11 protein-coding genes are annotated in these 12276 nt (G+C 61.7%); 7 read left to right on the top strand and 4 right to left on the bottom strand.

Annotated features, from left to right (window positions below; translation table 11 throughout):
• Nucleotides 1-20: 20 nt before the first annotated feature.
• Nucleotides 21-1151, top strand: a complete 1131-nt coding sequence (locus QM007_RS01630) for an N-acetylglucosamine-6-phosphate deacetylase (protein WP_283490268.1) — start codon at nt 21-23, stop codon at nt 1149-1151.
• A gap of 147 nt (nt 1152-1298) precedes the next feature.
• On the opposite strand, the gene QM007_RS01625 is transcribed toward QM007_RS01630, so the two are convergent.
• A complete protein-coding gene (locus QM007_RS01625) occupies nt 1299-3023 on the bottom strand; it encodes a long-chain-fatty-acid--CoA ligase (protein WP_283490267.1) in 1725 nt (574 codons plus the stop codon).
• 47 nt (nt 3024-3070) lie between these two features.
• Here QM007_RS01625 and QM007_RS01620 point away from each other — a divergent pair, with 47 nt between their 5' ends.
• The 6 genes from QM007_RS01620 (at nt 3071) to QM007_RS01595 (ending at nt 8021) form a co-directional block, all read left to right on the top strand.
• The gene (locus QM007_RS01620; protein WP_283490266.1) at nt 3071-3226 is read left to right on the top strand and encodes a hypothetical protein; all 156 of its coding nucleotides are present in this window, start codon (nt 3071-3073) and stop codon (nt 3224-3226) included.
• Nucleotides 3223-3864: a sugar O-acetyltransferase gene (locus QM007_RS01615; protein WP_283490265.1), complete on the top strand. Its 642-nt coding sequence runs from the start codon at nt 3223-3225 to the stop codon at nt 3862-3864. Before QM007_RS01620 ends, QM007_RS01615 begins: the two co-directional genes overlap by 4 nt.
• A 28-nt stretch (nt 3865-3892) precedes the next feature.
• Nucleotides 3893-4750: a hypothetical protein gene (locus QM007_RS01610; RefSeq protein ID WP_283490264.1), complete on the top strand. Its 858-nt coding sequence runs from the start codon at nt 3893-3895 to the stop codon at nt 4748-4750.
• A 180-nt stretch (nt 4751-4930) separates the two neighbouring features.
• Nucleotides 4931-5644, top strand: coding sequence for a response regulator transcription factor (locus tag QM007_RS01605; protein WP_237196459.1), 714 nt, complete (start codon nt 4931-4933; stop codon nt 5642-5644).
• A gap of 147 nt (nt 5645-5791) precedes the next feature.
• Entirely contained in the window at nt 5792-7015 is a 1224-nt protein-coding gene (locus QM007_RS01600; RefSeq protein WP_283490263.1) for an ATP-binding protein, read from the top strand.
• Nucleotides 7005-8021, top strand: coding sequence for a hypothetical protein (locus tag QM007_RS01595; protein ID WP_283490262.1), 1017 nt, complete (start codon nt 7005-7007; stop codon nt 8019-8021). Before QM007_RS01600 ends, QM007_RS01595 begins: the two co-directional genes overlap by 11 nt.
• Nucleotides 8022-8534: 513 nt before the next feature.
• Here the strand turns inward: QM007_RS01595 and QM007_RS01590 are convergent.
• Genes QM007_RS01590 through QM007_RS01580 form a run of 3 tightly spaced genes read right to left on the bottom strand, consistent with a single transcriptional unit; the run spans nt 8535 to nt 12250 of the window.
• Complete coding sequence (locus QM007_RS01590) at nt 8535-10052, bottom strand: 2-oxo acid dehydrogenase subunit E2 (protein WP_283490261.1); 1518 nt, start codon at nt 10050-10052, stop codon at nt 8535-8537.
• A gap of 17 nt (nt 10053-10069) precedes the next feature.
• Nucleotides 10070-11071, bottom strand: coding sequence for an alpha-ketoacid dehydrogenase subunit beta (locus tag QM007_RS01585; RefSeq protein ID WP_283490260.1), 1002 nt, complete (start codon nt 11069-11071; stop codon nt 10070-10072).
• A 3-nt stretch (nt 11072-11074) separates the two neighbouring features.
• Nucleotides 11075-12250 carry a thiamine pyrophosphate-dependent enzyme gene (locus QM007_RS01580; RefSeq protein ID WP_283490259.1) on the bottom strand — a complete coding sequence of 392 codons (1176 nt, stop codon included), beginning with the start codon at nt 12248-12250 and terminating at the stop codon, nt 11075-11077.
• Nucleotides 12251-12276 lie beyond the last annotated feature (26 nt).

Raw genomic sequence — 12276 nt, 5'->3', positions numbered from 1 at the left:
GTATTGATAAGGGGCCCCCTATGCCGCGCACTTTTCTTTTTCATTCCCTGACCCGACTCACCTCACCGGCCACCTCCACCGGCTGGGCCCTAGTAGAAGGCGAGCACCTGCTGGCTGCCGGTGAGGGTGAAACCTGGAAGCAGCAGCTAGGTGCCGACCAGCTGGCCCAGGCTGAGGTGCGCGATGCGGGAGGCTGGGTCCTAGCCCCGGGATTTACCGATATTCATTGCCATGGCGGGGGCGGCACAGCTTTTGAGGATGCCCCCAATGTAGCTGCCGCCCTGCGCGTGCACGGGCAGGCGGGGACGTCCGCCCTGGTAGCGTCCCTGGTCTCTAATCCCCTGGAGCAGATGCAGGCCACCATGAAGGCTCTGCTCCCCTTGATAGGTCGGCAGGTGCCGGGGCAGGCCGCCCTGCACGGGTTTCACGCTGAGGGGCCCTTTATCTCTCCCGCCCACAAGGGTGCCCACGCCCCCGAGACTCTCAAGGTGCCCACGCCCGACGCCCTTGAACAGCTCTGGGATGCCTCTGAAGGTAAGCTCCTACAGATCACTCTGGCTCCCGAGACCGACCCCGGCCTAGCTACTCTGCGGCGCTGTATGGAGCTGGGTATCCGGGTTGCTGTAGGGCATACGGACGCCACCTATGAACAGGCCAAGGCCGCTTTCGATGAGGGTGCCTCTCTGCTGACCCACACCTACAACGCCATGCGCCCTCTACACCATCGCCAGCCCGGCCCGGTTGCCGCCGCAGCTGATAGCCCGCACGTGACCCTGGAGCTTATTTGCGATGGGGTTCATGTGCACGGACCTATGGTGCGGGCGGCCTTCTCGCTTGCCCCCGGTCGGGTAGCCCTGGTGACGGACGCGATGGCTGCCGCCGGGTGCGCGGACGGCCCCTACCGGCTAGGTTCTTTAGCGGTAGAGGTGCAGGATTCCGTTGCCCGGATCAAGGGCACCGAGACGATTGCCGGCAGCACGCTCACCCTGGCGCGGGCAGTAGAGCAAGCTGTCGCTTTCGGGATTCCCCTGGCAGAAGCGGCCCGGGCTGCCACCGGCGTCCCCGCTGCTGCCCTTGGCCTAGCGCAGGACACACACAGCTACGCCCTGCTGGGGCCGGACGGCTCCCTGCAGGGCGTGCTACGAGGTTAGCTCTTGTATGTTGAGCTTTTACTCATAGGTTTAGCAGGCTCACAGCGAAGCTGCTGGCTCGGCGGCTGGCGTGAATCGCCTTGTGAGCGAAGCGAACCGGCGAGAGGGTCGGTAGCGAGTGTGAGCCTGCTAAACCTAATATTTTGGCTAAGCTTTGCTGTACTTAGCTTCGAGGCTTTCGCGCACCTTACGGCGCAGGGTCTTGCCCAGCATGGAGCGGGGCAGCTCCTCGACCTCGTAGTAGTTCTTGGGCACCTTGTAGCGGGTCAGGCGCTCGTAGCAGTGCTGTTTGAGCTCTTCGGGGTCGATGGCGTGGCCCTCGGCAGGGATGATTGCCGCGGTAACCTTTTCACCGCCTGAGCCATCGGGCAGGCCAACAACGGCGCAGTCCGCTACCGAGTCGTGCTGTTTGAGTACGTTTTCAACCTCGGTGGGTGAGACGTTGAAGCCGCCGGTGATAATGACTTCCTTGATGCGGTCGACGATTTCGATGAAGTATTCGTGGTCCAGGCGCACAATGTCGCCGGTGCGTAGCCAGCCTCCGGGGAGCAGAGTCTTGCTGGTGTCTTCGCCGCGCTTCCAGTAGCCGCGCATGACCTGGGGGCCGCGTACCAGCAGTTCACCTTCGGCGCCGTCAGGTACATCTTCGAGAGTGTCTGGGTTGACCACGCGGATATCTGTTGAGGGGAAGGGCACGCCAATGGAACCGGCTTGGCGGCTGGAGTTCAGTGGGTTGCAGGAGACGAGGGGGGAGCATTCTGAGAGGCCGTAGCCCTCTACGAGCAGGCCCCCGGTGGCTTCTTCCCATTCTGCGACGAGTTCGGTGGGCAGATGCATAGCACCAGAGACAGCATAACGGATACCCTGCAAAGAGACGTTGCGTTTCTTGGCCTCATCAAGCATGCGGCGGTAGACCGGGGGAACTGCGGGCAAAATGGTGGGGGTAGTGCGCTTCATGGCCCGGAAGATCAGGTCCATGTCTACGGTGGGGAAGAGCACCAGGCGTGCCTTACACACTGCCGCGATGGTCTGCCCCAGGGTCATGCCGTAGGCGTGGAAGAGGGGCAGGACGGCGTAGATGACCTCGTCGTTGCCGGGCTGGATCCACTCTTCACCCATGCGGCCGTTTGATTCGAGGTTGCGGTGGGTGAGCATGACGCCCTTGGGCAGGCCGGTGGTACCCGAGGTGTATTGCAGTAGTGCCAGGTCGTGGGCGGTAGGGCGGTGGTGGTTGGCGGCTAGGGGCTGGTTCTTCATGAACTGGCGCCAGGGGGTGGTGCCGCGGGCGGTGCCTTCAAGTTTTTCGCGGGATTCTTTGAGCTTGCCGATGGGCAGTTTGAGGGCGGTGCGCATGGTGAAGGGCATTTCTTCGATCATGTTGACCGCGTAGATGTTCTTGGGGCGGATGTCGGTGGGCAGGGAGGTGATATTATCTGCGATTTTGTCCCAGACGATGGCTGCTTTCGCGCCGTGGTCTTCGAACATGTGGCGTAGTTCGGCGGAGGTGTAGAGGGGGTTGTGTTCTACTACTACAGCGCCCAGGCGCAGGATCGCGTAGAAGGCCACGATGTGCTGGGGGCAGTTAGGGAGAACCAGGGCGACGCGGTCGCCGTGCTGGATGCCGGCTTTGCGCAGGCCTTCGGCAACGCGCAGGATTTGGTCGCCCAGTTCACCGTAGGTGGTGGTGGAGCCGAAGAATTCGAGGGCGATTTTCTGCGGTACGGTACGCACTGCTTCTGCCATGAGGTGGCTGAGTGAGGTTTCAGGTAGGGCAACGTCTCTGTTGCTTTCTGACCTGTAGTTCTTGACCCAGGGGCGGTGGGCCAAGGGGAAGTCGGTGTCGGTCTGGGGTGAATTTTCGGCTGACTGCATACACACGATTGTGCCATAGGGGCGGTGAAGCTGACATACTTAGGGGTATGGCTCGACGTAGAAATGACGATATTAGCCCCGAAGAATTCCGGAGGCTCATGCGAGAGATTAACAAGCGCATGATTATTGCCGGTCTCATTGCAATCGGGGTTGGTCTGGGCGATTATTGCTCTAATGACCCTGATGTATGGGAGCTAGCATGACGAACTGGGATGAACTGCGCGCCGGCAAGAGCGTCTTTGAACAGATGACGGCGGGCTTTGCCTACCGCCCCGACCAGGAGTGTGCCGATACCCATTACCGTGTGGTGGAGCTGGTTGAGGAGTACACCCGACTGTACCGGGCCCGCGATAGCCGCAAGCAGGAAGTGCTGGCCCAGATTGTGGGGTCGCTTGGTGAGGGGTCGATGGTTCGCCCTGCGGTCTCCTTTGATTATGGAGTGAACACCCATATCGGTGCGGGGTGTTTCTTTAACTTTGGCTGTGTTTTTCTGGACGTTGCCCCCATTACCTTTGGCGATGCCGTCCTGGTGGGCCCCAACGTACAGTTCTTAACCCCCACTCACCCGCTGAATCCGGTAGACCGTGAGGCCCTATGGGAGGGAGGTCTGCCCATTACGGTGGAGCGCAACGTCTGGATCGGTGGCGGAGCTATCCTCTGCCCCGGCATCACCGTGGGCGAGAACGCCGTGATTGGGGCCGGAGCCGTGGTGACCAAGGATGTTCCGGCCAACGCTGTGGCTGTCGGCAACCCTGCACGGGTTATCAAGTATGTGAATGCCGATGAGCGCCCCACCGACCCGGTCCACCAGTACAGCCCCCAGGCTCTGGGGCTGGCGTAAGTATTTTTTGTAGAAAGGGGCGCTGCCGGTGACCGACCAGCCTAAAAACCGCCGTGATTTTGATGAGTGGGACGCAGTCTTTGAGGACTCCGACCCCACCCGGGTGCTCGACCCGCGTACCTTCGGGCAGGACGCTGACAGCACCCCGGCGTCCACCCCTGCGGACGCCGGGGTCTCGGCTACCCGCTACCAGCGCGTCCCGCCCGCAGAGCAGAACCACCAGCAGACCGCACCGCCCCAGGTACAACCCCAGCCCACGCAGCAGGTTTATTCTGCTGAACCGACAACTCCTGCCCAGCCTCTGCGGGCGGTACCGGCGTCCGCCCGCCCGGCAGCGAATCTGGGTGCGACGGCGTCCGCGCTGAAGCGGGTTCAGTTCATTCCAGCTTTCTGTGGTGCGCTGGTTGCCTACGGTTTGACCACCGGGGGCCTGGCCCTAGCTCGAACTCTCATGGGACTGCTGGGAGTATCTACCTACAGCGGCCTGACCGAGACGGTTCTGGCGGTCACTGCACCCGCTAGCCGCGCCCAGGCCCTGCCCTGGCTCATCACGGTCGCGCTTGTTCTCTCCCTTGCCTTCGGGCTTGGCGGCTACGCTGCTACGCGCATGACAGCCCTTGCCCCCGGTAAGCAGGCTGTGGGCGTCCTGGCGGTCAGTGCCCTCGGCAGCCTGCTTGCCACGCTTCTCACCTGGGCCACAGACCAGCTAGCCCACCCGCTGACCCCCAGCTACGCCCTGCAACCGCTACTATCCCCAGATGTGGCAATCGGTGCCCTCACCGCCCTGGCGGCCGGCGTCCTGGCTCTTCTTGCAGCCCTCGCCGGGGGCGGGCTTGGCCTGCGCTACCACCGCACTCTGACCGGTGCGGACGCCCGCGCCAGCTAGCAGGCGTGAAGGCGCGTCACAGCACCCACAGTTCAGCCCACGAATCACACTTTGCCTGTAAAATATTTTCGTAAGAAAAAACACCCCAGTCTGCTCACCGCACTCCAGTTACAGGGCAACCGCCGAGCAGCCACCACCCGCAGGTGAAGGTTGCACCAGCACACGAGGTAAGTAGGGAATATGAGCGTAGTACGCGTAGGCATTGTCGATGACCACGAAGTTGTCCGTGAGGGCATGCGAGCTGTCGCAGCAGGCGCGAGCGAAATTGAGCTGGTTGCCGCTGCCCCCACCGCAGCCGACCTGCTGGTCGCCCTGGGCCGCAGCCTTTCCGATCCTTCCTCAGCAGACCTGGGCAAGCTCAAGCGCGACTGCGATGTCGTACTCCTTGACCTTTCTCTGCAAGATAAGTCCCGCCCCTCAGAAAACGTCGATATCTTGCAGCGCGCAGGTATCAAGGTACTCATCTTCAGCATCGGCGAGAATCCCGGCCTGATTCGTGAGGCCCTCAAGGCTGGTGCCCTGGGCCTGGTGCGTAAGTCAGAGCCCCTGGAACATGCTCTGGCAGAGGCCAAGAACATTGCCGAGGGTAGGGCCGTTGTCACCAAGGAACTAGCAGCAGCAATCGACGGTGATCACGAGTTCTCCCGTGCTAACCTCTCACCCCGCGAGCAGGAAACCCTGCGTCTCTACGCCTCGGGCTTCGCCCAGGTGCAGGTAGCCCGCCGCATGGGTATCAAGCAGTCCGCTGTTAAGACCAATATCGACCGCATCCGCGAGAAGTACGCCCGTGTAGGGCGCCCCGCCCCCACCAAGATTGACCTGCGTATTCGTGCCATCGAAGATGGTCTGGTGGACTCCATGGAAGATACCTCCACCGCAGACCGCAACCTCTAAGAAGCGAAGACCTAAGGACGAGCCCTGTCTACCACCGTCGGCGGCGCCTCCCGGGACCTAGCCCACGCGCTACAACCGTCGCGGGCGGACCGCATCCGTTCTTTCTCCTTCAAGTCGCTCTCGCTCACTACCGGGCAGCAGCGCCTGATGGGCCCGAGCTCCTTCGGCCTCTACTGCACCCTGGAAATCATCTACTCTCTGGTTGCGGTGGGCCTGCTCTGCCAGTCACTTGCCAATATCTCCGAGATTCGTGGCGGCGATTCCTACTGGTATCTGGCGATTATCCCCCTACTGGTGGCCCACGCAGCCCTGCTCATGTTCAACGGCATCCGCAAGGAAGTCTCCGCCAAGGTGGTCAGCTTTATGCTGGTCATCGCCTACGGTTCCTACATCCTGTGGCCCTTCACCGAGGGGGCTGAGAATTCAGCTATCCCCTGGTCCTGGCTCTTTGGCATCTACGCCATGCTGGTGCCGGTCTTCGAAGAGAGCCCGCGCGAGAGCATCATTCACAGCGTCGTTTTCCCGGTGCTGCTGGTGGCTAGCTCCGTGACAGCTCACCTGCTCACAGGAGCCCCGCTCGATGGCACAGAGCTCCTTATTCGAGTTGCCTATTTAGGCTTCTGTTGTGCTCTACTCGCTGGTCTGGCCCGCTTTGCCCTGAACGCCGTCCGCGAATCAGATAAGACCTACTACGAGACTCTCTCTGCCCAGCTTCTACTCAACCGCTCCCGCGACTACGCCAAGGAGCTGCAGGACTTCGACAAGCTGGTGCACGATAACGTCATGGCAGCCCTGCTCGACGCCAGCCGCCACCCCGGTGAACTACCCCAGCGCACCCGCCTGCTGGCCCGCCGCGCCATCGGCGTGCTCGAAGAAGAGGCCCTTAAATCCCAGCCCCAGCGCCCTATCACCTTCCAGGCCCTGACCGAGCAGATTGCCGAGGGCGTAGAACCATGGAACCAGCGCCTGCGCTTTGTCTCCGACTCCATCGAAAAACACCCGCTGGCCAGCCCCGACTCAACCCTGCCCTACACCGCAGCTAGGGCCTTCGCCCATGCTGTGACCGAGGCAGTGTCAAACTCGGCCCGCCACTCGGGCACCCGTACCACCCAGATCTCGATTCGCACCGAGATGCGCCGCCCCTACAACTCCACCCGCGCCGACGAGGTACGCCCCTACATTCTGTGTACCATTTCCGATAAGGGCCAGGGCTTTTCAATGAGCGACATCGACTTCCGCCGCCTGGGCGTGCGCGTATCGATGATTCGCTCCATGGAGGACGCCGGCGGTATGGTCACCATTACCTCCGCCCCCGAGAAGGGCACCCGCGTCGTCGTCCAGTGGCCCCACGAGGAACCCAATGCTGGCTAAGTACTACCGCTCCCGCATCCTCACCCTCATTCTGGGCACCGTCACCCTGCTGATTCTGGGGTCTTTCTTCTTCTGGTACGACCACTATACCGTCACCCGGGCCCCCCACTGGGCTATCCTGCTGAGTCTCTACGCGTTAGCGGCGCTGCCGGTCTTCCTGCCCACCAAGCGCCTGGCTCTGCCCGACGTCATGATGCCCATCATCATGGTGCTCACCCTCAACTCGGTCGATACCACCCTGAGTGCCATCAGCCACTCGATTACCTTCTCCAATCTCTCCTGGCCCCTCATGGCCTACACCCTGCTGGCTGCGGGGCTGGTTCTGCGCCGCCATACCTTCTTCGGCTGGCTCTTCTTTTGTGGCTTTGTGGTGCTGGTGCTGAGTTGGCACACCAACTATTTCGATACTCGCCTGACCCTCTCTACCGAGTTCGCCATCCCCTTCCTGCTCATGCTGGTGAGCATGATTGTGCCCAAGCAGATTGAGCAGGCGGTCTCTAAGACCAGGCAGGCCCGCGGTATGCGCATTATCGCGGATGCCGGGCGCGCCGAAGAGGCCGATATGGGCGCTATTGCCACCCAACGTGTGCAAGAGGTCCGGGCCCTGACCGAGGATATGCTGCACCGTATCGCCTATAACGAGTCACCGGTGACCCGCACCGAGATGGACGAATTCCGCTTCACAGAGGCCCAGCTGCGCGATACGATTCGTGGCCGCTACATCGTGAACAAGGAGATTCTGGACGCCGCCTGGCTGGCCCGCCAGCGCGGGGTCAAGGTCGATATTCTGGACGAGCGCGGCTCGGCCCTACCTTCCCGTGTCTCGCTGGCCCTTACCCAGTGCACGGTCGATCTTTTTGATAACGCGTCAGGCGGTACTATCACGGTGCGTGCCTTCCCTGCCGACGACCAGACCGCCGTGATGCTGGTGCATGACGGCAACTCAGAGGACGAAGAGCCTAGCGCCATTGAGATTTCGCAGACCGGTGTGATTGAGCGTTTCTAGGGCTTACATAGTCTGGAGATTCCACCTTTGGTGGGGCAGTCTTGTGGGCATTTTGAGGGAAGCAGCCAGGCTACTGCCCACAGCTTATGCCCTAGTGTCGCCCTATATGAGGACATACAGCGGCTGCTGGGCTCAGCTAAAATTTAAGTACCTTGAATGCTTCTTGCATTGAGTCGGGGGACTCGGTGTTCTGGCGACGTTGGGGGACTGACCCAGAGATTATAAGGGGAGGCACTTCAAGGGCATAAGGTAACCTACGAGACCTGAACCTATGTGGGCTCAGCGCCCATAGATTCGGATTTCTTGGGGGAGATAATTCGGATTATGCTCCAGGTTTCGTACCTTGGCGTTGTGAGGCTCCCGCCCTAACCGGCGGGAGCCTCACTATGTTCACACTTGTTCCATTGGTTTTTAGCCATCAGGTTGAACTTCCAGCGGGGCCAGCGAGGTTACCGTGTGCTGCAAGGCCCGGGCGCTCTTTGAGTGCCCGGGCCTTGTGCTTTTCCGGCTCTTTTACATATCCAGGAGCAGGGCCGGTTCTTCGAGAATCGAAGCGACATCTGCCAGGAACTTAGCGGAGAGATCGCCGTCGAGCACACGGTGGTCAAAGGATCCGCCCAGGGTTGTGACCCAGCGGGGAATCACTTCGCCTTCTACGACCCAGGGCTTCTGCTTGATGGTGCCGAAGGCAATGATGGCGGCCTCACCGGGGTTGATAATCGGGGTTCCGGTGTCAATGCCCAGAGAGCCGATGTTGGTGATAGTCATGGTGCCCTGCTGCATTTCGGCGGGCTGAGTTTTCCCCTCGCGGGCCCGGGTGGTCAGATTATTGAGGGCGAGCGCCAGCTCGCGCAGGTTCATAGTCTGGGCGTCCTTGATGTTGGGGACCATCAGGCCGCGCGGGGTAGCTGCGGCGATGCCGAGGTTTATGAAGTGCTTAATCTGAATCTCGGAGTCTGTCCAGGTGGCGTTGACCTGCGGGGTACGGGCGGTTGCCCAGATGACGGCCTTGGCCAGAATTAATAGCGGGGTGACTTTGACGCCCTCAAACTGGGGTGATTCTTTAAGTCGCTTGACAAACTCCATGGTGCGGGTGGCGTCTACATCCACGAAGATGGAGACGTGCGGGGCCTTGAAAGCAGATTCAACCATGGCCTTAGCCGTAGCCTTCCGCACGCCCTTGACCTTGATACGTTCTATACGGTCGCCGCCAGCGCCAGCCGGAATCCAGAAGCTGGTGGGGTCGGTGGTTTCGGTGACGTTAGCCTGCTCACTTAGGCTCAGGTGGGCTGCGTAGTTGAGTAGGTCTCGCTTGGTCACCTGCCCCTGGTCGCCGGTGGGGGTCACCTGAGCTAGGTCGATGCCCATGTCTTGGGCAGCCTTACGCACGGGGGGCTTAGCCAGGGGCTGGCGGCGCGGGACCTCGCTGGTTCCGGTCTCTGCCGGTAGCTCATGGTTACCTAAACGGCGGAGCACGCCCTTACCGCCTTCCCCCAGGAGCTTCCCGGCGCGGGCAGGTAAGCCCGTGATGAGCTGACGGCGGCTATCGTGGCTGGTAGCTATAGGTGCCGGGGCGGACGTGTCAGCGCTAGTAGGTGCGACAGGCGGCTGGGACGGGGCAAGAGCAGCCGGGGTGGTTTTCTTACGAGCCCGGCGCTTGACGGGGTCAGCTTTGGGGCCTGAGCCTACCAGGGCATTGCCACCACCCTGCTCCCCCGCTGCCGGGGTGGTCTGCCGGGGGGCGGCGTCCGGACGCTCTGCCGTAGGTCTAATCCCCCCGTCAGCTTCGATGCCTTCCCCGGCGATAGCGATGATGGGGGTGCCCACCTCTACCGTCTCCCCCTCTGCGACCAGGAGCTCCTGCACGGTACCCCCGTAGGGGGAGGGCAGCTCAACAACCGACTTGGCGGTCTCGATTTCAACAAGCACGTCGTTGATCTCGACCGTATCGCCGGGGGCTACCTTCCAGCTGAGAATTTCAGCCTCGGTCAGACCTTCGCCCACATCGGGCAGGTTAAACATCTGTGACATAGTATGCCTTTCGGGCTTTAGTAGGCCAGGGAACGGTCGACGGCTTCGAGCAGGCGGTCTATGCCGGGCACGTACTCTTCTTCGATGCGGGAGACGGGGTAGGGCATGTGGTAGCCGCCCACACGAATAACGGGGGCCTCTAAGTGGTAGAAGCAGCGCTCGGTGATGGCAGCTGCGATGTCTGAGCCGATACCGCCGAAGGTGGGGGCCTCGTGGGCCACGACCAAACGCCCGGTTTTTTGTATCGAAGCCTCGATAGTGGGGATATCAAGCGGTGAGAGGGAGCGCAGGTCGATGACCTCGATGGACTGGCCGTCCTCGACTGCGGCCTGGGCGGCGGCCAGGGCCACCGGAACCAGCGGGCCGTAGGTGGCGATGGTCAGGTCGTCGCCCTCTCGCACCACTTGCGCGGTAAAGGGGTCAAAATCGGTGTCTTCAAAGTTGACTTCCCCCTTCATCCAGTAGCGGCGCTTGGGCTCAAAGTAGATGACGGGGTCGGGGTGGGCAATAGCCTTGCGGAGCATCCAGTAGGCATCGTGGGGGGACGAGGGAGTCACCACGCGCAGGCCCGGGGTGTGGGTGAAGAGGGCCTCAGGTGACTCCGAGTGGTGCTCTACCGAGCCGATCATGCCACCGTAGGGAATACGGACGGTAACGGATACCTGATACTGGCCGTGGGTACGTCCGTGCATTTTTGCCAGCTGCGAGGTGATCTGGTTGAAGCCGGGGAAGACAAAGCCGTCGAACTGGATTTCGGGTACCGGGCGGTAGCCGCGCAGGGCCATGCCGATTGAGGTTCCGATAATGCCGGCTTCACCTAGAGGGGTGTCCATGATGCGGGTGGGGCCAAAGGTCTTTTGCAGACCCTCGGTCACGCGGTAGACGCCACCAAGTTTGCCAATGTCTTCGCCCAGGGCCAGTACCTTGCGGTTGGCGGCCATTTCATCGTGCAGGGCCCGGGTGATGGCCTTAGCGAGGGTGAGGGTTTCGGTGCCCTGCTGGGGGTTCTGTTCTGACATGGTTTAGTCCTCCTCGAAGCCGTCGTTGTAGGCGCGGTAGAAGGAACGGTCGTCCTCAACCTGCTGGTGGGGGGCCGCGTAGGCGCGGTCCAGGTAGGTTTCGAAGGTCTCGGGTTCGCTGGCAAGGACGTAGGAGCGGACGCTCTTCACCTGCTCTTTAGTGTAGGCGGCGATGTCGTCGAAGAAGGCATCATCGGCCTGGCCGGTTGAACGTAGGTAGGCTTCGAGGCGCAGCATGGGGTCGAGCGGCTCGTAGGTGGCGCCGTGGTCTTCGGGGCGGTACTTGGTGGGATCATCGGCCGTGGTGTGGGGGCCCAGGCGGTAGGTTTCAGCTTCGATCAGTACGGGCCCCTCCCCCGTCCTGATTTTGTCCATGGCGTAGCGAGTGGCGGCGTAGACAGCGAGCACATCGTTGCCGTCCACACGCAGGCCCTCGAAGCCGTAGCCTGCGGCTCGGGTTGAGATGGGCACGCGGGACTGCACACTAAAGGGCACAGAAATGGCCCAGTGGTTGTTTTGCACAAAGAAGAGGACGGGCGCGTTGTAGCTGGCGGCGAAGACCATGGATTCGTGTACGTCGCCTTCGGTGGTGGAGCCATCACCACAGTAGACGGCTACGGCGGGTTTATCGGGGTCCTGGGTAGGGTCGGTAGCCTGCCCCTGACCGGTTTGGGCTTCACCTGTTTCAGCTTCAATCTCGGCGTCGAGATTCAGCCCCATAGCGTAGCCGGTGGCATGGAGTACTTGGGCGGCCAGCACCAGGGTGTAGGAGTGTACGTTGTGTTTTTTGGCGTCCCAGCCCAGGGTGCCTGACCCCCTAAAGAGGGGGGTGATTTCTTCGGGGGTGATGCCGCGTTCGAGAAGCACCCCGTGGTCGCGGTAGGAGGGGAAGATGTAGTCGTTGGCGGCAAGGGCCCGTGCGGACGCCACCTGGGCAGCTTCCTGCCCACGGGAGGGCACCCAGAGGGCCAGCTGCCCCTGGCGTTGCAGGGAGGTCATTTCGTCGCAGAAGCGGCGGGTCAGAGCCATGGTACGGTACATGTCTTTGAGGTCTTCGCCGGTGAGTTCGTCGGCGTAGGCTGAGAAGCTGGTGTGGGGGGTAGTCTCACCCGCTTCGTTCATGAGCTGGATACGCTCTGGCGTTCCCCAGGGGTTGGTGGGGTTTTGCGTCTGTGACATGGGGTCTCCGGTTGTGCTCTGTTAGT

The organism is Rothia sp. SD9660Na (assembly GCF_030064065.1).
In the GTDB taxonomy this organism is placed as follows: Bacteria; Actinomycetota; Actinomycetes; order Actinomycetales; family Micrococcaceae; genus Rothia.
Note: the sequence above shows the minus strand (reverse complement) of the source record. Positions and strands in the feature narration are given on the sequence as shown.